Raw genomic sequence first — 25,328 nt, 5'->3', positions numbered from 1 at the left:
GTCGCCTGGTTAACGCGGATCCAGCAGTGCCAGCGCACTGCTGAAAATACCGCAGATACTGCTTGGTGGGCTAGAGAACCGCGAAGGTTCCTTGCGCTTTCGCCACCAGTTTGTCGCCCTGGACTACGTCCGCGTCGACCACCAGGGTGCGTCGCCCGGCGTGCAGCACCCGGGCGGTGCACAGTACTTCGCCGTCGCTGACGGCGCGCATGTAGTTGATCTTGCACTCGATGGTGACGCTTTGCTGGTCAAAGCCATGGCTGGCCGAGCAGGCCAGGCCCATGGCAATGTCCACCAGGCTGAAGATTGCCCCGCCGTGCAGCTTCTGGCCACGGTTGCGCAAGTGTGGCTCGAGGGGCAGGGCCACCTCCGCAACACCTGTTTCCAGACGTTGCAGGCGGCAGCCCAGCAGCTGGCTGAAGGCGCTTTCGACGTATTCGCGGGGTACGTCCATCACTTCTTCTTCAACTGCTTGGCGTTGGCGAACAGGGAGGCCATGGCGTTGTTGGCCGGTGCGGCAGTGGCGGTTTCACGCGGGCGTTGGGCCTGCTGCTGGCGGTTGCCGCCATTGCCACGATTACCACCGCGGTTACCTTCGACCTTCTCGCCCGGGGTGTCGCTCATGCGCATGGACAGGCCGACGCGCTTGCGCGGGATGTCCACTTCCATGACCTTGACCTTGACCACGTCGCCAGCCTTGACCGCTTCACGCGGGTCTTTGATGAACTTTTCCGACAGCGCCGAGATGTGCACCAGGCCGTCCTGGTGTACGCCGATGTCGACGAAGGCGCCGAAGTTGGTGACGTTGGTCACCACGCCTTCGAGGATCATGCCCGGCTCCAGGTCCTTGAGGTCTTCGACGCCGTCCTGGAAGGTGGCGGTCTTGAACTCGGGGCGAGGGTCGCGGCCCGGTTTGTCCAGTTCCTGCAGGATGTCGGTGACGGTCGGCAGGCCGAAGGACTCGTCGGTGAACTTCTTCGGGTCCAGGCGCTTGAGGAAGCTGCTGTCACCGACCAGCGAGCGAATGTCGCGGTCCGTGTCGGCAGCGATGCGCTGCACCAGCGGGTAGGCCTCGGGGTGCACCGCCGAGGCGTCCAGCGGGTTGGTGCCGTTCATCACACGCAGGAAGCCGGCGGCCTGTTCGAAGGTTTTTTCACCCAGGCGGCTGACCTTTTTCAACGCCGCACGGGTGACGAACGGGCCGTTGGCATCGCGGTGGGCGACAATGTTCTGTGCCAGCGTGGCGTTGAGGCCGGAGATACGCGTCAGCAGCGCCACCGAGGCGGTGTTCACGTCCACGCCCACGGCGTTCACGCAGTCCTCGACCACGGCGTCCAGGCCACGCGCCAGTTTCAGCTGCGATACGTCGTGCTGGTACTGGCCGACACCGATGGATTTCGGGTCGATCTTCACCAGCTCTGCCAGCGGGTCCTGCAGGCGGCGGGCAATCGACACGGCGCCACGAATCGACACGTCGAGGTCCGGGAACTCGCGGGCGGCCAGTTCCGATGCCGAGTAAACCGACGCGCCGGCTTCGGAGACCATGATCTTGGTGATTTTCAGCGCTGGGTATTTTTTGACCAGCTCTGCCACCAGCTTGTCACTTTCGCGGCTGGCGGTGCCGTTGCCGATGGCGATCAGCTCTACCGAGTGCTTGGCGCACAGTGCCGCCATGATGGAAATGGTGCGGTCCCAGTCGTTTTTCGGCGCATGCGGGTAGACCGTGGTGTAGTCCAGCAGCTTGCCGGTGGCGTCGACCACGGCGATCTTGCAACCGGTGCGCAGGCCCGGGTCGAAGCCCAAGGTGGCGCGCGGTCCGGCCGGTGCGGCCAGCAGCAGGTCGTGCAGGTTGTGGGCGAACACGTTGATCGCCTCGCCTTCGGCGTTGTCGCGCAGTTCGCCGAACAGGTCGGTTTCCAGGTGGGTGTACAGCTTGACCTTCCAGGTCCAGCGCACCACTTCGCCCAGCCATTTGTCGGCCGGGCGGCTGCGGTTTTCAACGCCGACGTGGTTGCCGATCATCACTTCGCACGTGTGCAGGGTGCCAGGCAGTTCTTCGCCCACTTTAAGCGAGGCGCTCAGCACACCTTCGTTGCGCCCGCGGAAGATCGCCAGGGCACGGTGCGACGGGGCGTTGCGCAGCAGTTCGTCGTGGGCAAAATAGTCGCGGAACTTGGCGCCTTCTTCTTCCTTGCCGGCCACCACACGGGCACTGAGCACCGCCTCCTGCTTGAGGAAGCTGCGCAGCTTGTCGAGCAGGGCAGCGTCTTCGGCGAAGCGCTCCATGAGGATGTACTTGGCGCCTTCCAGCGCGGCCTTGACGTCGGCTACGCCTTTTTCGGCGTCGACGAAGCGTGCGGCTTCGCCTTCCGGGGCCAGGGTCGGGTCGTTGAACAGGCTGTCGGCCAGTTCGCCCAGGCCGGCTTCCAGGGCGATCTGGCCCTTGGTGCGGCGCTTCTGCTTGTACGGCAGGTACAGGTCTTCGAGGCGGGTCTTGGTGTCGGCCAGCTTGATTTCGCGGGCCAGTTCCGGGGTCAGCTTGCCCTGTTCTTCGATGCTGGACAGGATGCTGGCGCGGCGGTCGTCGAGTTCGCGCAGGTAGCGCAGGCGCTCTTCCAGATGGCGCAGCTGGGTGTCGTCCAGGCTACCGGTCACTTCCTTGCGGTAACGGGCGATGAAGGGCACGGTCGAGCCTTCGTCCAACAGGCCCACGGCCGCCTCGACCTGCTGGGGGCGTACGCCCAGTTCCTCGGCGATACGGCTGTTGATGCTGTCCATGTAAACCACCTGACATTTGTGAATACGGGGGTCGCCTGTGGGCCTTTCGCCCGGCGGCGCTGGATGAAAGCCGCGCATTATACCCATCGCAAACAGCTTGCGGTGATGGCGGCCAGCCAGCCGGAACTGGCGCCGGGGGAAAAATCTGCTAACAATGCTCACGCAACGTGCAGCAATGGCTACGCCATAATGCGCGGCGATATCAGAGGAGTTATTCATGACCGGCACCGCAAACACCGCTGAAGGTGACAAGATTCTCATCGTCGACGACGACCCGGGGCTTAGCAGCCTGCTGGAGCGTTTCTTCACCAGCAAGGGCTACCGTGCCCGCGCGGTGCCCAACACCGAGCAGATGGACCGCCTGCTGCAGCGCGAGGTGTTCAACCTGGTGGTACTCGATCTAATGCTGCCGGGCGAGGATGGCCTGTCCGCGTGCAAGCGCCTGCGCCAGCAGAACAACCAGATCCCGATCATCATGCTCACCGCCAAGGGCGACGAGCTGAGCCGTATCAAGGGCCTGGAGCTGGGCGCCGACGACTACCTGGGCAAGCCGTTCAACCCGGACGAGCTGATGGCCCGCGTCAAGGCTGTGTTGCGTCGCCAGGCCCCTGCCGTGCCGGGTGCACCGGGCAGCGAAGACGAATCGGTCACCTTCGGCGACTACGAGTTGTCGCTGGCGACCCGCGAACTCAAGCGTGGCGATGAAGTGCACATGCTCACCACCGGCGAGTTCGCCGTGCTCAAGGCCCTGGTGATGCACGCCCGCGAGCCGTTGACCCGCGACAAGCTGATGAACCTGGCCCGTGGCCGTGAGTGGGATGCACTGGAGCGCTCCATCGACGTGCAGATCTCGCGCCTGCGCCGCATGATCGAGCCGGACCCGTCCAAGCCGCGTTACATCCAGACCGTCTGGGGCGTGGGCTACGTATTCGTGCCAGACGGAAACGCGGGTAAATGATGCCTCGTCATCCATGAAAACACCGCTCTGGTTTCCGCAAAGTTTCTTCGCCCGCACCCTGTGGCTGGTGTTGATCGTCGTCCTGTTCAGCAAGGCCTTGACCCTGGTCTACCTGCTGATGAACGAGGACGTTCTGGTCGACCGTCAGTACAGCCACGGTGTGGCGCTGACCTTGCGCGCCTATTGGGCTGCCGACGAAGAAAACCGCGACAGGATTGCCGAGGCGGCGGGCCTTATCCGCGTGACGGGTTCGGGCGTGCCCGAGGGTGAGCAGCACTGGCCCTACAGCGAAATCTACCAACGGCAGATGCAGGCGGAGCTGGGCGAAGACACCGAGGTGCGGCTGCGCATTCACGCGCCACCGGCGTTGTGGGTCAATGCGCCAAGCCTGGGCCCCGGCTGGTTGAAAGTGCCGTTGTACCCGCACCCGCTGCGTGGGCAAAAAATCTGGAACGTGCTGGGTTGGTTCCTGGCCATCGGCCTGTTGTCCACCGCCTCGGCCTGGATTTTCGTGCGCCAGTTGAACCAGCCGCTCAAGCGCCTGGTGTTTGCCGCTCGTCAGCTGGGCCAGGGGCGCAGCGTGCGCCTGCCAATCAGTGATACGCCCAGCGAGATGGCCGAGGTGTACAAGTCCTTCAACCAGATGGCCGAGGATGTCGAGCAGGCCGGGCGCGAGCGCGAGCTGATGCTGGCCGGGGTTTCCCACGATCTGCGCACACCGCTGACGCGCCTGCGTCTGTCGCTGTCGTTGATGGACAGCGACAGTGATCTGAGTGACGACATGGTCCGCGACATCGAGGACATGGACGCGATTCTCGATCAGTTCCTGGCCTTCATCCGCGATGGCCGTGACGAGCCGTTGGAAGAGGTTGACCTGGCCGACTTGGTGCGTGAAGTCGTGGCGCCGTACAACCAGCCGAAAGAACGTGTGCGCCTGTGCCTGGAGCCAATCCCGCCGTTCCCGCTGCGCCGCGTTTCGCTCAAGCGCATGTTGGGCAACCTGATCGGCAACGCCCTGCACCATGCCGGCAAGGGCGTGGAGGTGGCGGCCTATGTGTCGGGCGACGAGAGCGCACCCTATGTGGTGCTGAGCGTGCTGGACCGTGGCACCGGAATCGACGAGTCGGAGCTGGAGACCATCTTCAATCCGTTCATTCGTGGGGACCGGGCGCGGGGCGGCAAGGGGACCGGGTTGGGGTTGGCGATCGTCAAACGGATCGCGGCGCAACATGGCGGGAATGTGGAGCTGCGCAATCGCTCTGGTGGCGGGATCGAGGCGCGGGTCAGGCTGCCGCTGGGGTTGCTGCTACCGCGTAATGCCGTTTGATTGCTGGGGCCGCTTTGCGGCCCATCGCGACACAAGGCCGCTCCTACAAGGGTTACGCGATCCCCTGTAGGAGCGGCCTTGCGTCGCGATGGGCTGCAAAGCAGCCCCAAAATTTCAGCCCTTACCCTTGGTCCGGGTCTGGTTAGGCCCGCCATTCTTCTCAAGGTGTTCGATGATCATTCCGGCCACGTTCTTGCCGGTGGTCATTTCGATGCCCTCCAGCCCCGGTGATGAGTTCACTTCCATCACCAGCGGCCCATGGTTTGAGCGCAAGATATCCACACCCGCCACACTCAACCCCATCACCTTGGCAGCACGAATCGCGGTAATCCGCTCTTCAGGGGTGATCTTGATCAGGCTGGCAACGCCCCCTCGGTGCAGGTTGGAGCGAAATTCGCCCGGTTTGGCCTGGCGCTTCATCGAGGCAATCACCTTGTCGCCCACCACGAAGCAGCGAATGTCGGCGCCGCCCGCCTCCTTGATGTACTCCTGAACCATGATGTTCTGCTTGAGGCCCATGAACGCCTCGATCACCGACTCGGCAGCCTGGGTGGTTTCGCACAGCACCACGCCGATGCCCTGGGTGCCTTCCAGCACCTTGATCACCAACGGTGCACCATTGACCATCTGGATCAGGTCGGGAATGTCGTCGGGGGAGTGGGCGAAGCCGGTAATGGGCAGGCCGATACCGCGCCGCGACAGCAATTGCAGCGAACGCAGCTTGTCGCGCGAGCGGGCAATGGCCACCGACTCGTTAAGCGGGTACACGCCCATCATTTCGAACTGGCGCAGCACGGCGCAGCCGTAAAAAGTTACCGAGGCCCCGATACGCGGGATCACCGCATCGAAGCCCTCCAGTGGCTTGCCGCGGTAGTGGATCTGCGGCTTGTGACTGGCAATGTTCATGTAGGCCCGCAGGGTATCGATCACCACCATTTCGTGGCCACGCTGGGTACCGGCTTCGACCAGGCGGCGGGTGGAATACAGACGCGGATTGCGCGACAGCACAGCGATCTTCATGCAGCACCTGTGACAGGGGAAAGGGTGGCCGCAAAGGCCGGTTTGTCTTGGACGTACTTAAGGCCAGGGTTGACCACCAACTGGCCGTGAATCAGCGCCTTGGAGCCAAGTAGCAGGCGGTAGCGCATGCTCTTGCGGCAGGCCAGGGTAAACTCCACTTCCCACACACGATCACCCAAAGCCAATGACGTGCGGATGACATAACGGGTCTGAGCGTGACCGTTGGAGCTTCTGATGGTCTTTCTGTTCACCAACGGTGCCTCGCAGCGCCGGTGGCGCAGTTGTACCACTGTGCCCAGATGTGCAGTGAAACGTACCCAGGGCTGGCCATCGCGCTCGAACGGCTCCACCTCGGTGGCGTGCAGGCTGGAGGTGCTGGCGCCGGTGTCGATCTTGGCGCGCAGCCCGGCCACGCCAAGGTCGGGGAGGGCGACCCACTCGCGCAGGCCGATCACAGTCAAATGGTCAAATGTCTTCACGAAGCACACCCTGCGAATGAGGTGGTGAACTGTAAGCACCGCGGGGACTTTTTGCATCCGTATGTGAAGGTAGTACAGTTCGATGAAAGACAGAATCCGAGGTAACGGGATGGCACAAAAAGCCGAAGACGACGATAAGGTTCGCCTGGACAAGTGGTTATGGGCGGCGCGGTTCTACAAGACGCGGGCGCTGGCCAAGGCGGCGATCGAGAGCGGCAAGGTGCATTGCCGGGGCGAGCGTTGCAAGCCGGGGAAGGAGCCGCGGGTAGGTGACCAGTTCGTGCTGCGTACAGGGTTTGATGAGCGCACGGTGGAGGTGAAGGCGTTGTCGGTGGTACGCCGTGGCGCGCCCGAGGCGCAGACGCTGTATGAAGAGACCGAAGAGAGTGTGCGCCGCCGGGAGCAGGCGGCCGAAATGCGCAAGGCAGGGGCCATGGGTGTGACCACCGACGGCCGGCCGACCAAGAAGCAGCGGCGGCAGATTCACCAGCTGCATGGCAGTTTCGAATAGCAGGTGCCCGGACGTAGCCCCGGGCATGTGGCGGTTCAGCGCTTATCGCCCGACCAGCGGTATTTTCCAACCTTCTGTCGAACTCTCTTGAGGGTCTGCGCCAGTCCACTTGGAAAACAGTGCCCGCACCACCATTAACAGGAACAAATGGTCCTTGCTTGGAACAGTGGTCGATTCGCCATAAAATAGCCCCTATTGCAAACAGGACCGGACTACTTGTGAGCGCTCAGTCATCAAGCGCTGGGACTCTGCAACCCTGTTTAACCACCCTTTCAGATAGCTAAAACCTATGAGCGATTTGCCAGATACCGATTTCACCCAACGTTTCATCTTCGACGAGCGTGATGTGCGCGGCGAGTGGGTGTCTCTCGATGCCAGCTACGCCGCGGTGCTGGCGCGTCACGAGTACCCGCAGCCGGTGCAGGCACTGCTCGGTGAACTGATGGCGGCTACCGCCTTGCTGGTGGGGGCGCTGAAGTTCGATGGCCTGCTGATTCTGCAGGCACGCTCCGAAGGGCCGATCCCGCTGCTGATGGTCGAATGTTCCGGTGACCGGGAGATCCGTGGCGTGGCCCGCTACGATGCCTCGCAGATTCCAGCGGGTGCCACACTGGCGCAGCTGATGCCCGACGGTCACCTGACCTTGACCATCGACCCGGTCAAAGGCCAGCGCTATCAAGGTACCGTCGACCTCGAAGGCGCCAGCCTGGCGGAGTGCTTCACCAGCTACTTCGTGCAGTCGCAGCAACTGAACACGCGCTTCTGGCTCGACACCTCCAGCGGCAAGGCCCGCGGCCTGCTGCTGCAGCAACTGCCGCGCGACCGCCAGCCGGACGATGAAGAGCGTGAAGAAAGCTGGCAGCATGTATTGGCCCTGGCCAGCACGCTGAAGGCCGACGAGTGGACCGAGGGCAACGAAACGCTGCTGCATCGTCTGTACCACGAAGACGCCGTGCGTTTGTTCGACATCCAGCCGCTGCGTTTCAACTGCAGCTGCTCGCGCGAACGTTCCGGCAATGCGCTGGTCAGCTTGGGCGAGCCCGACGCCAAAGCGTTGGTGGAAGAATGCGGCGGTAAGGTGGAGATCGATTGCCAGTTCTGCAATGAGCGCTATTTCTTCGATGCCAGCGATGTGGCGCAACTGTTTGCCGGTGGCGGTACTGACACGGCGTCAGAAACTCGCCACTGAAACGTTTAATTTCAGGGGAATCTCCTGTCGAATTGCGCAAAAGCGCGGTTACGACAGGAGGGGCCTACTTTTTTTGGGCGTTTCTGGCATAATCCGGCCACTTTTTTTCGCTGTAGTAGTTTTTTACAGACAACTACAAAACGTTTGGAGCACTCGGCCTCGGGCCGGATGGGGTATCTCATGACGCAAGCCAACAACACCGTGTACACCGACCTGAGCGTCGATATGCTGGTAGAAGAAGCGCTGCAACGCGGTGAAGGCGTACTAGCCGATACTGGCGCACTGGTCGTAGAGACTGGTCACCGTACTGGCCGTTCGCCGGCTGACCGTTTCATCGTCGAAGAACCGTCCACCCAGGACCAGATTGGCTGGGGCCCGATCAACCGCAAGTTCCCGGCCGACAAGTTCGATGCCCTGTGGGCTCGCGTCGAGGCGTTCAACAACGCTCAGGATCACTTCGTTTCCTACGTTCACGTAGGGGCCGCAGACGATCACTACCTGCCGGTGAAAATGACCACCCAGACTGCCTGGCAGAACCTGTTCGGTCGTTGCCTGTTCATCAACCCGGAGCAGTTCAACCCGGCCGGTCGTGACCAGTGGCAAGTGCTCAACGTTGCCAACTTCGAGTGCGAGCCTGAGCGTGACGGCACCAACTCCGACGGTTGCGTAATCATCAATTTCGCCCAGAAGAAAGTGCTGATCGCTGGCATGCGCTACGCCGGCGAAATGAAGAAAGCCATGTTCTCGGTGCAGAACTTCCTGCTGCCGGCTGCCGACGTACTGCCAATGCACTGCGCGGCCAACATCGGTGAAGAAGGCGATGTGACCCTGTTCTTCGGCCTGTCCGGCACTGGCAAGACTACCCTGTCGGCTGACGAAAGCCGTTACCTGATCGGTGACGACGAGCACGGCTGGGGCGAAGGCGTTGTCTTCAACATCGAAGGCGGCTGCTACGCCAAGTGCATCGACCTGTCCGAGAAGAACGAGCCGGTCATCTGGAAAGCCATCAAGCATGGCGCCGTGTTGGAAAACGTCGTCATCAACGATGCCAAGCACGCCGATTACACTGATGTCAGCCTGACCCAGAACAGCCGTGCCGCCTACCCGCTGGAGCATGTTGCCAAGGTCTCCGAGAAGAACCTGGGCGGCGAGCCTAACGCTGTCATCTTCCTGACCTGCGACCTGACCGGCGTACTGCCGCCAGTGTCGATCCTGAACAACGAGCAGGCGGCCTACCACTTCCTGTCGGGTTACACCGCGCTGGTCGGTTCTACCGAAATGGGCTCGGGCAGCGGCATCAAGTCGACCTTCTCCACCTGCTTCGGCGCGCCGTTCTTCCCGCGCCCGGCCGGCGTCTACGCCGAGCTGCTGATCAAGCGTATCAAGGCCTTCGGTTCCAAGGTCTATCTGGTCAACACCGGCTGGACCGGTGGTGGCTACGGCGTTGGCAAGCGCTTCAGCATCCCGACCACCCGTGCGGTGATCGCTGCGATCCAGAGCGGCGCGCTGATCGGTGCCGAAACCGAGCACCTGGACATCATCAACCTGGACGTGCCGAAGGCCGTTCCGGGTGTTGAAACCGAGCTGCTCAACCCGCGCACCAACTGGGCTGACAAAGCTGCCTACGACGACGCGGCCCAAGGCCTGGCCAAGCTGTTCATCGAAAACTTCAAGAAGTTCGAAGTTTCCGACGCCATCAAGGCCGCTGGCCCGCAGCTGTAAGCTACGCCCAGCTGCAACAAAAAGCCGCCCTCAATGGGCGGCTTTTTTGTTCCTGATTTCCGGCTGGTGCAATTCCTTGTAGGAGCGGCCTTGTGTCGCGATGGGCCGCGGAGCGGCCCCAGGATTGCAGCGTCAATGCATAAATTGTCGGGGCCGCTTTGCGGCCCATCGCGACACAAGGCCGCTCCTACAGGGGATCTCGACAGACCTTGGGCCCCGCACGGGCAGCGAGAACCTGGTTTTTCTGTTTCACTGTCAGCATCAATTGCGAAGACAAGAGCCAGACAGATGACCGAATCCCCTCAGCGCACTGCCTTCTCCCACTTCCACCCCATTCTCACACGCCCTTCGGACAACGACGTCAACGGCCATATCGCCGGCGCCACCGTGCATGGCTTCTTCGAGACCGCTATCCATGCCTTCCTCGTCGAGCAGGCCGAGGTGGACCTGCGTGACGGCGAGCTGGCGGCCTTCGTGGTCAGTTCGGCTGCGGATTTCTATGCGCTGCCGGGGTTCCCCGATGTGCTCGAAGTGGGCTTGGGAGTGACGCGCCTGGCGGGCAGTACGGTGGAGTACCGCCTGGCGCTGTTCCGCCCGGGAGAGGCAGAGGCGTGTGCAGCAGGTGGGGTGGTGCAGGTGTTCATCGAGCGCGCCAGTGGCCGACCCGTGGCGCTGCCAGAAGCGCTGCAGGTGATCCTGTCTGGCCTTGTGCTGGAGCAGCAGGCATAAAAAAAACCCGCCGGCGGGGGCGGGGTTTTTGTTGCCGGGGCAGGGCCCTCAGGCATCAGTCGCGCCAGTGGCGCTTGTGCTTGCGGTGGCCGTAGTGGCGGCCGCGATCGTAGTGGCGACGGTCGTCGTAGCCGCGACGGTAGCGGCGATCTTCATGGCGCTCGTCTTCGTCGGCCTTGTTGCCCATATAGTTACCCAACGCACCACCGGCACCACCGCCGGCTGCCGCGCCAATGTAACTACCAGTGGTGCCGCCCACCGAGCGACCGACCACGTTACCGCCTGCTGCGCCCAGCGCGCCGCCGATAGCGGCCTCACCGCGCTGGCGCTTGTCGGCGCCCAGCGCACCGCCGGCCGCGCCGCCCAGGCCGGCACCAATGGCGCCGCCAGTGCTGCCACCGATGGAGTTGCCCACCACGGAGCCCAGTACCCCACCCAATGCGCCGCCGATGCCGGCCTCGGTGGTGCCGCCTGCCATGGCAACGCCGCTGAGCAAGCTGAAAGACAACAACAGAATCGAGGAGTACTTCTTCATCAAGAGAGCCTCATAGGGATGACGAGGCGAATTTGAGGCTAAGCGGTGTGGCTGGCAACGGAAATCCGACGAGTAACACGAGTTGTACACAATTCTCTAAGTTGCTGTATTTACTGTGAAACTTTATCGATTTTCGGCGGTCTGAGACCTTTATGACAAAGCCCTGAACCGCCACGGAACAGGGCTTTTTTCGTTTTTACAGGGTGCGCCCGTCCTGTCCGGGAAGTGATGGTAAGAGATCACGGCTGTTGCGACTCCGCCGCCGGGCTGTAGACCCGCGGTGCGCTGTGCTTGGGCAAATGGATGAGGTTGAGGTTGTGCTTGCGTGCCCATTGCAGGGCAAGGCCGGTCGGGGCCGACAGGCTCACCAGGGTCTGGATGCCGGCACGCAGCACTTTCTGGATCAGCTCCAGGCTGCAGCGGCTGGTGACAATGGCCAGGCCCCCTTCGCTGTCGATGCCTTGGCGCAGCAGGGCGCCGATCAGTTTGTCGAGGGCGTTGTGCCGGCCGATGTCTTCACGGCCCAGCAGAAGCTCGCCATGGCGGTCCATGAACAGTGCCGCATGCACCGCACCACAGTGCTGGCCTAGTGGCTGGAAGGCATCAATGCGTTCCCGCAAGCCTACCAGCCACTGCGCGGGTGGCAGCGGCGCGCCCGGCAGCTCGGCCAGATCCGGTAGCGCCTGTTCAAGCGCTTCGACCCCACACAGGCCGCACCCACTGGTACCCGCCAGCTGGCGACGCTGGTTTTTCAGGTTCCAGAACGCTCGGCTGGAGATCTCCAGGTCGGCATACATCGCCGAACCGCTGCCGGAGAGCTTCAGGTCGTAGATTTCTGTGATGCCTTCGACAATACCGCTGCCAACGCTGAAGCCGACCGCGAAGTCTTCCAGGTCGGTGGGGCTGACCAGCATCACCGCCTGGTTTAGGCCGTTGTAGACAATGGCCAGGGCAACTTCCTCGGCCAGCGGGGTGCTGTCGCGTTTGGCGTCGCTGAGCTGGACGTAATCGTAGGTGTTGCTGGCGGCGGGCATGGACAAGGGCGATGAGGCCGCGCAGACCGGAGGTTTGCTGTTCATCGGGGGCGCTGAATACCGGCGGCTTTCTGATGGCACAAGCTTATGCTTGCAGGCCGGCGGCGTCTAGTCGCCAGGGTCTATGCCTTGATAGATCGCGTCGATTGGTCGCACAGGGGGCGCGGGTGGAAAAGCTGACCTAGACTCGTGTGTCCGAGGTTTCATCAACAAGGAGAACGCAATGAGCCTGTTCAGTTTCGTGAAAGAAGCCGGCGAGAAGTTGATCGACCTACTGACCCCCGGTAATGCCAATGCCGAGGAGCAACTGAAGAAACACGTGGAAAGTGTTGGCCTGGGCAACCCGAACATCACCGCCACTGTCGAGGGAGACAAGATCATCCTCAAGGGTGAAGTGGCCAGCCAGGAAGAGAAGGAAAAGATCATCCTTGCAGCGGGCAACATCAACGGTGTGGCCAGCGTCGATGACCAGATCACCGTGACCGGGCCGGTGGTGGCAGCGGCACGGTTCGTCACCGTGAAGAAGGGCGACACCCTGTCGGCCATCTCTGTGGTGGTTTACGGCAATGCCAACCAGTACAACAAGATTTTCGAGGCCAACAAACCGATGCTCTCGCACCCGGACAAGATCTATCCGGGGCAGGTGCTGCGTATTCCTGACTGATCTTCACAGCCTGTGCCGGCCTCTTCGCGGGACAAGCCCGCTCCCACAGATTTACCGCTGAACCAGAACCCAGCGGCCGACTTGTGGGAGCGGGCTTGTCCCGCGAAGAGGGCCTCACAGGCCTTCCAGTAACTCCCGGTAATCCTCGACCGCCGCAAACTCTTCGGTATCCCGCGGCCCGGCCTTGCTATCCGGCTGGCGCACCGCCAGCAAATGACCCACGCCAAACTCCCGCGCGCTGCGCAGAATCGCCAGCGTGTCATCGATAAACAAGCTGCGCCTCGGCTCAAAGCCGATGTCTGCCTGCAAGGCATCCCAGAACTGCGGGCTTTCCTTCGGGTAGCCATAGTCATGCGAGCTGATCAGCCGCTCGAAATACGGCGCCAGCTCTACCCGCTCCAGCTTCAACGACAGCGAGTCGCGGTGAGCATTGGTGATCATTATCACCCGTTTGCCCGCCTTGCGGATTGCCGCCAGGAACGTATCGGCGTCCGGGCGCAGGGCGATCAGGTCGGCGATTTCCTGTTTCAGCTCACGGATCGGCAGGCGCAACTCGCGGCTCCAGAAGTCCAGGCAATACCAGTTCAGGGTGCCGGCATTGCGCTCGAACAGCGGCTGCAGCTCCATTTCCGCCATGGCCCGGCTCACCCCGTGCAGCTCGGCATAGCGCTGGGGCAGGTGCTCCAGCCAGAAACGGTTGTCGTAATGCAGGTCGAGCAGGGTGCCGTCCATGTCCAGCAGGACGGTATCGATGGCAGACCAGGGAATAACAGGCATGGGAAACTCTCGATCAGTCGGCTAGCCACGGTATAGTAACCCGTTCACGCCAAGGAGCCGCCCCATGCGCCAGAAACCCACCGTCCTCAATCGCGAAATCGTCGCCAGCAGCCGCCTGTTCCGCGTCGAGGCCGTGCAATTGCGCTTCAGCAATGGTGCCGAGCGCACTTACGAGCGTCTGGTCGGCCGTGGCAATGGTTACGGGGCAGTGATGATCGTTGCCATGCTCGACAGCGAGCATGCTGTGCTGGTGGAGGAGTATTGCGGCGGCACCGATGAATACGAGCTGTCGTTGCCCAAGGGCCTGATCGAACCGGGCGAAGACGTGCTGGCGGCAGCCGACCGGGAGCTCAAGGAAGAAGCCGGTTTTGGTGCCCGCCAGCTGGAGCACCTGACCGAGCTGTCGCTGTCGCCGGGCTACATGAGCCAGAAGATCCAGGTCGTGCTGGCCACCGAGCTGTACGAAGAGCGCCTGGAAGGCGATGAGCCAGAACCGATGCGGGTCGACAAGGTCAACCTGCGCGAGTTGTCGGCATTGGCCATGCACCCGCAGTTCACCGAGGGTCGCGCCCTGGCGGCGCTTTACCTGACGCGTGACCTGCTGATCCAGCGGGGGCTGCTGGAGCTATGAACGACCTGCAACTGATGCACGAAGTGGTCAAGCTGGCTTTGACGGCGGGTGATGCGATCCTGCCGTTCTGGCGTGCCGATGTGGCCGTCACCAGCAAGGCTGACGATTCGCCGGTTACCGCCGCCGACCTGGCCGCGCACCGGGTGATTGCCGATGGCCTGCTGGCGCTGGCGCCGCACATTCCGGTGCTGTCTGAAGAGGACTGCAACATACCGCTGGCCGAGCGGCAGGGTTGGAGCCGCTGGTGGCTGGTCGACCCGCTGGATGGCACCAAGGAGTTCATTGCCGGCAGCGAAGAGTTCACGGTCAACATCGCCCTGATTGAGAACGGTGTGGTGGTGTTTGGCGTAGTGTCGATGCCGACCAACGGGCGCTGCTATTTCGGTGGGCGCGGTTTCGGGGCCTGGCGCGCGGATGCCGGTGAGGCAGCTCGACCGATCCAGGTCCGCAACGCGCCAGCAGAGGGCGAGCGGTTTACCGTGGTGGCCAGCCGTCGGCACTCCAGCCCGGAGCAGGAAGCAATGTTGGCTGGGTTGGGGGCTGCGGTGGGTGAGCTGGAGCTGGCCAATATCGGTAGCTCGTTGAAGTTCTGCCTGCTGGCTGAAGGTAGCGCCGATTGCTATCCGCGCCTGGCGCCGACCTCGCAGTGGGACACTGCGGCGGCGCAGGGTGTGGTGGAAGGGGCGGGTGGCGAGCTGATCGGGCTGGATCGTCTACCGTTCCGGTACCCGGCGCGGGAGTCGTTGCTTAACCCGTACTTCCTGGCGTTGCCCGCAAATGCTGCATGGCGTCAGGCCTTCCTGAAACTGATCTGACAGCTATCGCGGACCCTGTAGGAGCGGCCTTGTGTCGCGAAAGGGCTGCGAAGCGGCCCCAGTTCTCAGCTTCGCCGCATACATTGCCGGGGCCGCTTTGCGGCCCTTTCGCGACACAAGGCCGCTCCTACAGGAACCGCGATAACTATGTTAGCGGTGCAGGACGTACTGGCCGCTGAAGGTGACGGCAGGCTGTTCACTGCCGGCATTGCTCACGGTGGTCTCCAGCGTCAACCGCGCCCGGCCACGCCGCTGGTATAGGGTCAGGAATCGCTCCCAGGTTTTCTCGTCCGGTGCCGAACACCGCGCCACCGCCGTGCCGGTAACCGGCAGCGGATAACTGATCTGCCCTTCCTGAATGACGATGTGCCCGTCATCAATCCCCAGTTCGCGCAGGCGCAGGTGCAGCCAGCCCCAGCCCACCAGCACTGCCGCGCAGTACAGGCTTCCGCCGAACATGGTGCTCTTGTGGTTGACGTTGGCCGCCAGCGGCAGTTGCAGGCGTAGGGTGTGCTGTTGCCAATCGATCACCTCCAGGCCCATCTCACGGGTCAGGGGGATGTCGCCATGCAGTACGGACTGCAAGTACTGGCTATCGGTGTTCATCAACGGTGGTCCTCTTGATCGTCGTGCCCGCCGCTGGCGCCGTCAAAGCTCAAGCCGTGCTTGCGCAGCTTGTCGTGCAGGGTTTTGCGGGGGATGCCCAGCGCCTCGGCCAGGCTGCGCATGGAGCCGTGTGGCTGGGCCAGTTCGGCAGCGATCAGCGAGCGTTCGAAGTGTTCGACCTGGTCGCTGAGATTCCCACTCGGTACCGGCACTGCAGATGCTGTCGCAGGCGGCGCCTGGCCGTCCAGAGCCAGCTCCAGGCCGAGGGCGAAACGCTCGGCAGCATTTTGCAGCTCGCGTACGTTGCCTGGCCAGGCGTGGCGCAGCAGCATGGCTCGCTGGTCCGGTTGCAGGGTGTGCGGCGCCAAGCCATGGCGCTGGCTGGCGGCGTCGGCGAAGTGCTGGAACAGCACCAGGATGTCATCGCCTCGTTCGCGCAGCGGTGGAATACGCAGCGGCGCCACGTTCAGGCGGTAGTACAGGTCGGCACGGAAACGCCCCTGGTCGGCGGACTGGCGCAGGTCTTCCTTGGTCGCGGCAATGATGCGGATATCCAGCGGGATCAGCTGGTTGCCGCCCAGGCGCTCGACGACGCGCTCCTGCAACATGCGCAGCAGTTTGACCTGTACATCCAGGCTCATGCTTTCGATTTCGTCGAGGAACAGCGTGCCGCCGTTGGCGAACTCGAACTTGCCGATACGGCGTTTCTGCGCGCCGGTGAAAGCACCGGGCTCATGGCCGAACAGCTCGCTCTCGACAACCGATTCGGCCAGCGCGCCGGCGTTGATCGCCACGAACGGCCCGTCGCGACGGCTGGACAGGTCGTGCAGGGCCCGGGCCACCACCTCTTTGCCAGCGCCGGTTTCACCCAGAATCAGCACGTCGGCCCGGGTTCCAGCCAAGGCGCCAATCTGCTCGCGCAGGCGCTGCATGGCCGGTGAGTGGCCCACCAGGCGGGTGGTCAGCTGCTGGCGGTCGCTCAGCGCCAGGCGCAGGCTGCGGTTGTCCAGCACCAGGCGGCGCAGCGCCAGGGCCCGGCGCACGCTGTCGAGCAGGGCGTCTGTAGCAAAAGGTTTTTCCAGAAAGTCATAAGCCCCGGCGCGCATCGCCTGCACTGCCAGCGGCACATCGCCATGGCCGGTAATCAGCAGCACCGGCAGCTCGCTGTCGCGGCCGTGCAGTTGCTCCAACAGCTGCAGGCCATCGATGCCGGGCATGCGGATATCGCTGACCACCACACCGGGCCAGTCGGCCTCGATACGGTCTGCCAGGCCCTGGGCATCCGCCAGGGCGACCACCTTGAGCCCGGCCAGGTCGAGGGTCTGGCTCAGCGCCTGGCGCAGGTGCGGGTCATCGTCGACCAGGATGACCTGGGCTTGGCTGTCGATCGTTGTCTCGGTGGTCATGCCGAGGGGTCCTCCGAATTGGGCAAAGTAGCGCCAGGTGCGGCCACACGCAGCTGCAGGGTCAGCAGTGCGCCACCTTCCGGGTGGTTGGCCAGCAGCAACTCACCACCCAGGGCACGCATCAGGCTTTCGCAGATGGCCAGGCCCAGGCCCAGGCCCTGAGTGCGGGTCTTGGTGGTGAAGAATGGCTCCTTGGCATGCTCCAGAGCCTGGCGGCTGAAACCGGGGCCATTGTCGCGGATGTACAGGTAGACGCAGCCATCACGTTGCTCGGCACTTAGCCACAAGCGACGCGGGTTGGCCTTTTCGGTCAAGGCGTCGAGGGCATTGGCCAGCAGGTTGCCGAGCACCTGGCGCAGGCGGGTTTCACCGGCTTGTACCCACAAGGTTGCCTCCGGCAGGTCGCGGATCAGTTCCACGGCCATTGCCCGGCGGCGCTTGGCCAGCAGTGCCAGGGCATCGTCCAGTGCCGGCTGCAGGGCCACGCTTTCCGGGGCATGCCGGTCGCGGCGGGCAAAGGCGCGCAGGTGGGCGATGATTGAGGCCATGCGCCCGGTCAGCTCGCCGATCAGCTTGAGGTTGCCGCGGGCGTCATCGGTGCGCTGATGGTCCAGGAGGATTTCGGCGTTTTCTGCGTAGCTGCGGATGGCGGCCAGCGGCTGATTGAGTTCGTGGCTGATGCTGGCCGACATGGTGCCAAGCACCGACAGCTTGCCGGCCTGCACCAGTTCATCCTGGGCGCGCACCGCTTCTTGCTGGGCGTTCTCGCGTTCCAGCACGGCATTTTTCAGCCGGGTGTTCAGGCCTTCAAGGTCGGCGGTACGTTCGGCCACGCGATTTTCCAGCTGCTGGCGGCCACGGGCTTCGAAGTCGATGCGGTCGATGTAGTGGCGCCGCCGCTGCATGACCAGGCCGGCCAGCAGCATCAGTACCAGCAGCGTACCGGCACCGATGGCCATCACCGTTTGTACCGAGCGATCGACCAGCATGCGCGGGGCGAGGATGCTGACTTGCCAGCCGGTTTCCTTGATGTCGCGGGTCTGGCTGATCCAGGCGTCCGGGTTGAGCGCCAGCGGTTGCGGGGCCTGGGTCGGGTAGGGCTGGATAGCGATGATGGCCTGGCGCTCGGCCTCGGTCAGCGTGCGGGTAGCACGGAAGCGCCAGTCGGGACGCGAAGTGAGGATGACCACGCCATTGTGGTCGGTCAGCAGCAGCTGCTCGGGGGTGCGGCCCCAGAGGGTTTCGGTGTGGTCGAGGTCAACTTTCACCACCAGCACGCCGACGATCCGCTCGCGGTCCCGCACGGCTGCGGCAAAGAAGTAGCCGCGCTTGGCCGAGGTGGTGCCCTGGCCGAAGAAGCGCCCGAGGTGGCCGGCCATGGCTTCGTTGAAGTAGGGGCGGAAGGCAAAATTGCGGCCGACGAAGCTGTCGTGCTTGTCCCAGTTGGACGCGGCCAGGGTGTTGCCGCTGACGTCCATCAGGTACATCACCTCGGCACCGGTCTGCTGCACGATGTCCTTGAGCAGGCGGTTGGCGTTGGTCACCGCTTCCAGGCGCAACGGGTCGGCCAGCACGCCACGCAGTGCCGGCAGGTCGCCGAGGATCTGTGGCAAGGTTTCGTAGCGGTGCAGGGTGCCGAGCAGGTTGGCGACGTACAGGTCGAGGGTCTGGCGGTTCTGCGAGGCCAGCTCTTCCTGATAGTAGCGTTCGGCCAAGTGATGCAGCGGCCACAACAACGGGGCCAGGCACAGGGCCAACAAGGCCAGGCTGCGCCAGCGAGGACGGCGTGGGGGCGTGGGTTTTGCAATCATCACGTAAATGCGCCAGAAAAGTCTGGCGCAATTATGCGCTAGTTAAGGCAGCAGTTCCGCCTCTGCCAGTGGCACACCGACCTTGTCCTTGTCCGACAGCACCGGTGGTTGCTGCAGGCCCCAGTCGATTGCCAGCTGCGGGTCGTCCCAGCGGATGCAGCGGTCGGCGGCGGGGTTGTAGTAGTCGGTGGTCTTGTAGAGGAACTCGGCCGATTCGCTCATCACCGCAAAACCGTGGGCGAAACCGGGGGGTACCCACAGCTGGCGGTGGTTGTCGGCCGACAGGTGCACCGCGACCCATTGGCCGAACGTTGGCGAGCTTTTGCGCACGTCCACGGCAATGTCACGGATTTCCCCGTGCACCACCCGCACCAGCTTGCCTTGGGTGTTTGCCACCTGATAGTGCAGCCCGCGCAGTACACCCTTGATGGAGCGTGAGTGGTTGTCCTGGACGAACTCGGCCTTCACGCCTGTTTGCTGTGCGAACTCACGTGCGTTGAATGCCTCGAAGAAAAAACCACGGCTGTCACCGAAAACCTTCGGCTCGATGATCAGTACTTCAGGGATTGCGGTAGGAATGATGTTCATAGTGGCTCGCTGGCCCGTTGCCCAAGTATTGACCCTAGTCGGCCTTGCTGGAATTTTCCGCATGCCGATGCAACAGGATGCATAAGGTGTGGCTATGGTAGACGTCAGGCCGGTAGCGGCACCAGGCAAGGGTTCGCTCGGCTCGATTGTTATCGATTTAATTCGCCAGGTTGTGCGTGAAAATCCCGACTGTCGGGCTTCATATATCGATATATATCGGTTATAAATTGACAAACGCCCCAGCACACTCCGGCTCAGGGCCATCATAGAGGTCACCCATGAAAACCCTCAACTCCACGCCACGTGCCGATGGTTTCCACATGCCCGCCGAATGGGCGCCGCAAACCCAGGTGTGGATGGTCTGGCCGGAGCGCCCGGACAACTGGCGCCTGGGTGGCAAGCCGGCGCAGGCCGCACATGTGACCCTGGCCAAGGCCATTGCCCGCTTTGAACCTGTGACCGTCGCGGCCTCTGCTGGCCAGTACGAAAATGTCCGTCGCCAACTCGATCAGCCGAACATTCGTGTGGTTGAAATCAGCAACGATGACGCCTGGGTGCGTGACACCGGCCCAACCTTCGTCATCAACGACCAAGGTGAAGTACGTGGCGTGGACTGGGGCTTCAATGCCTGGGGCGGCTTCGACGGCGGCCTGTACGCGCCGTGGAACCGCGACGAGGAGTTGGCCGCCAAGGTGCTTGAAATGGAGCGCTGCCAGCGCTACCACACCGAAGGTTTCGTACTTGAGGGCGGTTCGATCCACGTGGACGGTGAAGGCACCGTGATCACCACTGAGGAATGCCTGCTCAACCGTAACCGCAACCCGCACCTGAACCGCGAGCAGATCGAAGCCGTGCTGCGTGATCATCTGGCGGTCGATACCGTGGTGTGGCTGCCGGATGGCCTGTTCAACGACGAAACCGACGGCCACGTCGACAACTTCTGCTGTTACGTGCGCCCGGGTGAAGTGTTACTGGCCTGGACCGATGATTCCAACGACCCCAACTATGCGCGTTGCCACGCGGCCATGGAGGTGTTGAAGAACACCCGCGATGCCAAGGGCCGTGAGTTCATCGTGCACAAGATGCCGATCCCTGGCCCGCTGTTCGCCACCGCCGAAGAGTGCGCCGGTGTCGATCAGGTGGCCGGCAGCCAGGAGCGCGACCCGTCGGTGCGCCTGGCCGGCTCGTACGTGAACTTCCTGATCGTCAATGGCGGCATCATCGCGCCAAGCTTCGACGACCCCGCAGATGCCCAAGCCAGAGCGATTCTGGCGAAGATCTTCCCTGATCACGAGGTGGTGATGATCCCTGGTCGCGAGTTGCTGCTCGGTGGCGGCAACATCCACTGCCTGACCCAGCAGCAGCCGGCGCCGGTCAAGCGCTGACAGCCTGCTGAATGAAAAAAGGCCCGTCTTGTGACGGGCCTTTTTTTCGCGCGACGCCCGGTGGCCCAGAATGGCATATGTTTTGTATTGTTTTTCAACAAGATAGCTCGGCCAGGCTGCGCTCTCCTATCTGTAACAATACTTACGTAAATTGCCGTTCACGGGCCAGGGAGTACGTGTGGAAATGAACGCAGCAAGTGAGTCGGCTTTGCGCCCATCGGCAGTGAATCACCAATCGCTCAGGGTTGTGGCGAATTGGTTGAGACACCATGGAAGCATCAGGGTCAGGATGACCGACCCGCGACGTCTGCTTGCCGGACGATACCCCCAAGGGCTGATCAGCGAAGCAGAGATGCAGGCGCTGATGGCGGTGTGGCACTGATCGAATCGGTTTTACCTGTGCCGGCCTCTTCGCGGGTAAACCCGCTCCCACAGGGAAATGCACAGTCCTGAGGGATTGCGCGGTCTCTGTGGGAGCGGGGTTACCCGCGAAAGGGCCGGTACAGGCAATAAAGATCAGAAGCTGTAACTACCCGTCACCACCAGGCTACGCGGGTCACCTACCATGATCTGCGCTGCACTGGTCGCCGAACTGTAATAGGTCTTGTCGGCAATGTTGCTCAATGCCGCCCGCACATCCCAGTCATGGGTGCGGTAACCCGCCAGCGCATCCCAACGGCCATACCCCGGCAACACCGTGGTGTTCTGGTTGTCCGCGTAACGCTCACCGACCAGCGTCAGGCCGGTTTCGGCGTACCAGCCCAGCTCCGGTTTCCAGGTCACGAACAGGCTGGCGTTGCGCTTGGCCACGTCGTTGATGCGGTTGCCTTCCTGGCCGTTGTTGTCCTTGACGATGATCGCGTCCTGCAAGCCGATGCCGCCGCGCACGTACCAGTTGCCGACGACATTGCCGGTAGCGGTCAACTCGATACCCCGCGAACGTTGCAAGCCGCTGAGCAAGATGACGTTCGGGTCGATCGGGTCGCGCGTACGGCGGTTGTACAACTCCAGCTCGTAGATGGCCAGCGTGGTGGTCAGACGCTGGTCGAGCCAGTCGCTTTTCACCCCGATTTCCTTTTGCCGGGTCTCTTCCGGGTCGGTTTCATTGCTGTTGCCCGGCGCACCAGGGGTAATGCCGATCAGGCCACCGCCCACCGGCGAGAAGGTCTTGCTCCACGAGGCGTAGAACGAATGGTCGCGCCACGGGGTGTAAACCACGCCCAGGCGTGGGCTGGTGCTGTTGCTGTCCTGTGTTTCGGACAGGCTGCGCACCTTGTTGGTGGTTTCCACTTCGAACTGGTCGAAGCGCACGCCGGCGAGAATCTGCCATTGATCGTTGAGGCGGATCTGGTCCTGCAGATAAACGCCGCGGCTGTCGACCACGGTGTGGTTGTTGCTCGATACCGCCAACGTACCATTGTGCGGCCGGCTGGGCTTGCCCAGGCCTGTCAGGTTTTGACTGCCGGCGCTGTACAACAGTGGGTCACGCTTCTGATTGCCAAACTCCAGGCCCAGCAGCAGCTTGTGTTCAAGGCCCAGGGTGTTCAAGTCGCCCTCGGCCTCCAGGTTGTTGAACAGGTTGCGGGTGTTCAGGTCTTGCTGCCAGCGCTGGCGGGTCAGGGTATTGGTGCCGGCGTTGTAGCCCGTGACATAGGTGTTGTCGAACTCGCTGTCGAGCTTGAACAGGCCCAGGGTGTGGCGCAGCTGCCAGGTTTCATTGAGCTGGTAGTTCAAGCGTGAGCGCAGGGACTGGGCGCGATCGTCGATGTAGTCGCGCTGGTCGCCATAGGTGGTGCTGCGACTTACGTCGGCCGGGCGGCCGTTGACCCCTGGGATGCCACGGTCCGGCGTGCGGTTGTAGCGGCTGTATTCGTACTGCACCAGCCAGTTCAGGTCAGGGTTGATCTGCCAACTGACCGATGGGGCGAACAACTGCCGGCTGCCGTCGATGCCGTCGCGGAAGTTGTTGTTGTCCTGGTTGCCCATGTTCAGGCGCAGGCTGACGGTGTCGCTGGGGTCGGCGCTGAGGTCGGCATACAGGCTGCGCAGGTCTTCACTTCCGGCTTGCGCTTCGATGCTGGAGCGGCGGCCCGGTTCTGGCGCCTTGCTGACCCGGTTGACGATACCGCCTTGGCTGCCACGGCCATACAGCACCGCCGCAGGCCCCTTCAGTACTTCTACCCGCTCGATGTTGTGCAGGTCGCGGATGTACTGGCTGTCGTCGCGAATGCCGTCCAGGTAGAAGTCGTTGCTGGCCTCGAAGCCGCGGATGCGTACGCTGTCGAAGCGGGTATCGGCACCGCTGCTGACGTTGGGAATGCCCTCCAGTGCCTTGCCCAGGGTGTTGCTGCCGTAATCCAGCACGTTGGCAGTTTTCACCGTGTCGATGGCCTGGGGTACATAGCGCACCGGCGTCGAGGTGCGGGTGGCGGTGCTCACCTCTTTGACTCGCGGGTTGTCTTTCTCGCGCTCGCTGTCGGCGGTAACCGACGACTCTGGCAGCGTGGTGGTGGCGGCACTGGCCAGGCTGGCGCTGAACAGCAGCGACAAACCAAGCGTTAAAGGGGAAAGGCGGCAGGGTACAAGCATGAGCACATCCGGACCGGGCAGGTGAAAAGAAGGTGCGAATGGTAATGCTTGCTATTTACTCTTGCTTGAGTATTTGTAAAGGGTTGTCTTTACATATGTGTCCGTTTGTAACAGCCTCTGCCCCCACGCGTTTGCGTGCTCAGGGAAACTGTCCGTTCGATCAAAAGGCAATTTCCTACATAAGATAAATTGCCCACTGATGGCGCCAGCCTGCATGGAAATGCACCAGACACGCCGGTGATTTTGGTTATATCAACCTGCATTTCACGTTTTTTTGACATTTGTAATCGCGCGCGGCTAGGATTCGGCCACGGCCTGCCGTGCAGGCCCGCCAGTCTGGATCCGCATAGCGTCGAACCTACGAAGGGGCGTTGGTTCCTGGCGTCATAATTGCGCAGCGTTTTTGATTAAGAAATAAGGAAAACAACATGTTGAAAACCAGGATCAGCCTGGTCGCTCTGGCGATGATCGCCGCGACCCAGGCCCAGGCCAATGACCAGGCCGACAGCAAGGGCTTCATCGAGGACAGCCACGCCAACGTCCTTCTGCGCAACGCCTACATCAACCGTGACAAGAAGCACGGCACCGACGACCAGATCGAATGGGGCCAGGCGTTCATCGCCAACTTCAACTCCGGCTTCACCCAGGGCACCGTCGGTGTCGGCGTTGACGCATTCGGCCTCTACGCCGTGCGTCTGGACGGCGGCAAAGGCCACAACGGTGGTGGCGGCGTCGACTTCTTCAAACCGCACGAAACCACCAATGCCGAAGGCAACGCCAGCTCGCCGCACAACCTGGCCCGTGGTGGTGCTGCAGTGAAATTCCGCATCTCCAACACCGTGCTGAAGTACGGCGACCAGATGCCAGCACTGCCAGTGCTGCAGTACGACGACGCGCGTCTGCTGCCAGAAAGCTTCACCGGTACCCTGATCACCTCGAAAGAGATCGAGGGCCTGGAGCTGAACGCCGGCCGCTTCACCCAGGAAGCGCGCAAAAGCGCCGAGCGCCGTGACGGTGGCGGCCTGAAGTCGATCAACGTCTTCGGTGGTAGCTACAAGTTCACCGACAACTTCACCGCTTCGCTGTACACCGCCGACAACGAAGACGTGATGAAGAAGCACTACCTGGGCTTGAACTACGTCTTCCCGATCGCCAGCGACCAGTCCCTGACCCTGGACTTCAACGGCTACAAGTCGGACATCGACCGCAAGTACGTAGAAGCTGCTGGCCTGAACGGCGACTCCAACACCATCTGGAGCCTGGCAGCCACTTACGCGTACGGTGCGCACTCGTTCACCCTCGCGCATCAGCGCAGCACCGGCAGCACCGGCTACAACTACGGCTTCTACCAGAACGCTGGCGGCGTGGGTGACGGTGGTTCGACCATCTACCTGGCCAACTCGTACTGGTCCGACTTCAACGCCGAAGACGAGCGTTCCTGGCAGCTGGGCTACGGCCTGGACTTCGGTGCCTACGGCATCCCGGGCCTGACCTACAAGCTGGCTTACGTGGTGGGTGACAACATCAATACCCGTAACGTTGCCAACCCGCAGGGCTTCGGCGAAGGTAAAGAGCGCGAGATCTTCAACCAGATCCGTTACGTGGTGCAGGACGGCCCGGCCAAGGACCTGTCCATCAAGCTGCGTAGCTCGTTCCTGCGTACCAACAACGCCGTGCAGCAGAACGGTTACAACGACGACGGCAACGAAGTCCGCGTATTCGTCGAGTACCCGATCAGCATCTTCTGATTCTGGTCTGATGTATCGAACAGCCC

At 62.5% G+C, this 25,328-nt stretch carries 25 protein-coding genes; 13 read left to right on the top strand and 12 right to left on the bottom strand.

What is annotated here, in order from left to right; genetic code table 11:
• Positions 1 to 70: 70 nt before the first annotated feature.
• Together P0Y58_01055 and P0Y58_01050 are read right to left on the bottom strand one after the other, a co-directional pair.
• A complete protein-coding gene (locus tag P0Y58_01055; protein WEK30807.1) occupies positions 71 to 454 on the bottom strand; it encodes a PaaI family thioesterase in 384 nt (127 codons plus the stop codon).
• The gene (locus P0Y58_01050) at positions 454 to 2,778 is read right to left on the bottom strand and encodes a Tex family protein (GenBank protein WEK30806.1); all 2,325 of its coding nucleotides are present in this window, start codon (positions 2,776 to 2,778) and stop codon (positions 454 to 456) included. Before P0Y58_01050 ends, P0Y58_01055 begins: the two co-directional genes overlap by 1 nt.
• Positions 2,779 to 2,841: 63 nt before the next feature.
• Between P0Y58_01050 and P0Y58_01045 the strand changes: the two genes are divergently transcribed.
• From P0Y58_01045 to P0Y58_01035, 3 genes are read left to right on the top strand one after another with little or no spacing between them, the layout of a single operon-like run.
• The gene (locus tag P0Y58_01045; protein ID WEK30805.1) at positions 2,842 to 3,021 is read left to right on the top strand and encodes a hypothetical protein; all 180 of its coding nucleotides are present in this window, start codon (positions 2,842 to 2,844) and stop codon (positions 3,019 to 3,021) included.
• A complete protein-coding gene (gene ompR, locus P0Y58_01040; protein ID WEK30804.1) occupies positions 2,996 to 3,736 on the top strand; it encodes a two-component system response regulator OmpR in 741 nt (246 codons plus the stop codon). Before P0Y58_01045 ends, ompR begins: the two co-directional genes overlap by 26 nt.
• A 13-nt stretch (positions 3,737 to 3,749) precedes the next feature.
• Positions 3,750 to 5,063, top strand: a complete 1,314-nt coding sequence (locus P0Y58_01035) for an ATP-binding protein (protein ID WEK30803.1) — start codon at positions 3,750 to 3,752, stop codon at positions 5,061 to 5,063.
• Positions 5,064 to 5,177: 114 nt separating this feature from the next.
• Here P0Y58_01035 and rimK read toward each other — a convergent pair whose 3' ends face one another.
• Both rimK and P0Y58_01025 read right to left on the bottom strand, forming a co-directional pair.
• Positions 5,178 to 6,083, bottom strand: coding sequence for a 30S ribosomal protein S6--L-glutamate ligase (gene rimK, locus P0Y58_01030; GenBank protein ID WEK30802.1), 906 nt, complete (start codon positions 6,081 to 6,083; stop codon positions 5,178 to 5,180).
• Positions 6,080 to 6,562 carry an ATP-dependent zinc protease gene (locus tag P0Y58_01025; protein WEK30801.1) on the bottom strand — a complete coding sequence of 161 codons (483 nt, stop codon included), beginning with the start codon at positions 6,560 to 6,562 and terminating at the stop codon, positions 6,080 to 6,082. Before P0Y58_01025 ends, rimK begins: the two co-directional genes overlap by 4 nt.
• A gap of 109 nt (positions 6,563 to 6,671) precedes the next feature.
• Between P0Y58_01025 and P0Y58_01020 the strand changes: the two genes are divergently transcribed.
• From P0Y58_01020 to P0Y58_01005, 4 genes are all read left to right on the top strand, one after another.
• Positions 6,672 to 7,073, top strand: coding sequence for a S4 domain-containing protein (locus P0Y58_01020; GenBank protein WEK33252.1), 402 nt, complete (start codon positions 6,672 to 6,674; stop codon positions 7,071 to 7,073).
• 289 nt (positions 7,074 to 7,362) lie between these two features.
• Positions 7,363 to 8,262, top strand: coding sequence for an Hsp33 family molecular chaperone HslO (hslO, locus tag P0Y58_01015; protein WEK30800.1), 900 nt, complete (start codon positions 7,363 to 7,365; stop codon positions 8,260 to 8,262).
• A gap of 180 nt (positions 8,263 to 8,442) precedes the next feature.
• Complete coding sequence (locus tag P0Y58_01010) at positions 8,443 to 9,984, top strand: phosphoenolpyruvate carboxykinase (GenBank protein WEK30799.1); 1,542 nt, start codon at positions 8,443 to 8,445, stop codon at positions 9,982 to 9,984.
• Positions 9,985 to 10,272: 288 nt separating this feature from the next.
• Positions 10,273 to 10,713 (top strand): thioesterase family protein, encoded by a 441-nt coding sequence (locus tag P0Y58_01005; GenBank protein ID WEK30798.1) that lies wholly within the window; start codon positions 10,273 to 10,275, stop codon positions 10,711 to 10,713.
• Between the two features lie 55 nt (positions 10,714 to 10,768).
• On the opposite strand, the gene P0Y58_01000 is transcribed toward P0Y58_01005, so the two are convergent.
• The gene (locus P0Y58_01000) at positions 10,769 to 11,248 is read right to left on the bottom strand and encodes a hypothetical protein (protein WEK30797.1); all 480 of its coding nucleotides are present in this window, start codon (positions 11,246 to 11,248) and stop codon (positions 10,769 to 10,771) included.
• A gap of 239 nt (positions 11,249 to 11,487) precedes the next feature.
• Positions 11,488 to 12,327, bottom strand: coding sequence for a formate dehydrogenase accessory sulfurtransferase FdhD (gene fdhD, locus P0Y58_00995; protein ID WEK30796.1), 840 nt, complete (start codon positions 12,325 to 12,327; stop codon positions 11,488 to 11,490).
• Between the two features lie 178 nt (positions 12,328 to 12,505).
• Between fdhD and lysM the strand changes: the two genes are divergently transcribed.
• Entirely contained in the window at positions 12,506 to 12,946 is a 441-nt protein-coding gene (gene lysM, locus P0Y58_00990) for a peptidoglycan-binding protein LysM (protein WEK30795.1), read from the top strand.
• Between the two features lie 114 nt (positions 12,947 to 13,060).
• Here the strand turns inward: lysM and yrfG are convergent, their stop codons facing one another.
• Positions 13,061 to 13,723, bottom strand: coding sequence for a GMP/IMP nucleotidase (gene yrfG / locus P0Y58_00985; protein ID WEK30794.1), 663 nt, complete (start codon positions 13,721 to 13,723; stop codon positions 13,061 to 13,063).
• A 64-nt stretch (positions 13,724 to 13,787) separates the two neighbouring features.
• Here yrfG and nudE point away from each other — a divergent pair, with 64 nt between their 5' ends.
• Positions 13,788 to 14,354 (top strand): ADP compounds hydrolase NudE, encoded by a 567-nt coding sequence (gene nudE, locus P0Y58_00980; protein WEK30793.1) that lies wholly within the window; start codon positions 13,788 to 13,790, stop codon positions 14,352 to 14,354.
• Positions 14,351 to 15,169 carry a 3'(2'),5'-bisphosphate nucleotidase CysQ gene (cysQ, locus tag P0Y58_00975; GenBank protein ID WEK30792.1) on the top strand — a complete coding sequence of 273 codons (819 nt, stop codon included), beginning with the start codon at positions 14,351 to 14,353 and terminating at the stop codon, positions 15,167 to 15,169. The genes nudE and cysQ overlap by 4 nt, the downstream gene beginning before the upstream one ends.
• Positions 15,170 to 15,319: 150 nt before the next feature.
• Here the strand turns inward: cysQ and P0Y58_00970 are convergent, their stop codons facing one another.
• From P0Y58_00970 to rfbC, 4 genes are read right to left on the bottom strand one after another with little or no spacing between them, the layout of a single operon-like run.
• Entirely contained in the window at positions 15,320 to 15,775 is a 456-nt protein-coding gene (locus tag P0Y58_00970; GenBank protein WEK30791.1) for a YiiD C-terminal domain-containing protein, read from the bottom strand.
• Positions 15,775 to 17,181 carry a sigma-54 dependent transcriptional regulator gene (locus P0Y58_00965; protein ID WEK30790.1) on the bottom strand — a complete coding sequence of 469 codons (1,407 nt, stop codon included), beginning with the start codon at positions 17,179 to 17,181 and terminating at the stop codon, positions 15,775 to 15,777. Before P0Y58_00965 ends, P0Y58_00970 begins: the two co-directional genes overlap by 1 nt.
• Positions 17,178 to 18,992, bottom strand: a complete 1,815-nt coding sequence (locus tag P0Y58_00960) for an ATP-binding protein (protein ID WEK33251.1) — start codon at positions 18,990 to 18,992, stop codon at positions 17,178 to 17,180. The genes P0Y58_00965 and P0Y58_00960 overlap by 4 nt, the downstream gene beginning before the upstream one ends.
• A gap of 42 nt (positions 18,993 to 19,034) precedes the next feature.
• The gene (rfbC, locus tag P0Y58_00955) at positions 19,035 to 19,580 is read right to left on the bottom strand and encodes a dTDP-4-dehydrorhamnose 3,5-epimerase (protein WEK30789.1); all 546 of its coding nucleotides are present in this window, start codon (positions 19,578 to 19,580) and stop codon (positions 19,035 to 19,037) included.
• A gap of 278 nt (positions 19,581 to 19,858) precedes the next feature.
• On the opposite strand from rfbC, the gene aguA reads away from it, so the two are divergent.
• Complete coding sequence (gene aguA, locus P0Y58_00950; protein ID WEK30788.1) at positions 19,859 to 20,965, top strand: agmatine deiminase; 1,107 nt, start codon at positions 19,859 to 19,861, stop codon at positions 20,963 to 20,965.
• Positions 20,966 to 21,149: 184 nt separating this feature from the next.
• Positions 21,150 to 21,347, top strand: a complete 198-nt coding sequence (locus tag P0Y58_00945; protein ID WEK33250.1) for a hypothetical protein — start codon at positions 21,150 to 21,152, stop codon at positions 21,345 to 21,347.
• A gap of 134 nt (positions 21,348 to 21,481) precedes the next feature.
• Here the strand turns inward: P0Y58_00945 and P0Y58_00940 are convergent, their stop codons facing one another.
• A complete protein-coding gene (locus P0Y58_00940) occupies positions 21,482 to 23,554 on the bottom strand; it encodes a TonB-dependent siderophore receptor (GenBank protein ID WEK30787.1) in 2,073 nt (690 codons plus the stop codon).
• 428 nt (positions 23,555 to 23,982) lie between these two features.
• On the opposite strand from P0Y58_00940, the gene P0Y58_00935 reads away from it, so the two are divergent.
• The gene (locus P0Y58_00935; protein ID WEK30786.1) at positions 23,983 to 25,302 is read left to right on the top strand and encodes an OprD family porin; all 1,320 of its coding nucleotides are present in this window, start codon (positions 23,983 to 23,985) and stop codon (positions 25,300 to 25,302) included.
• Positions 25,303 to 25,328: the final 26 nt, after the last annotated feature.

This window comes from Candidatus Pseudomonas phytovorans, assembly GCA_029202525.1.
In the GTDB taxonomy this organism is placed as follows: Bacteria; Pseudomonadota; Gammaproteobacteria; order Pseudomonadales; family Pseudomonadaceae; genus Aquipseudomonas; species Aquipseudomonas phytovorans.
Note: the sequence above shows the minus strand (reverse complement) of the source record. Positions and strands in the feature narration are given on the sequence as shown.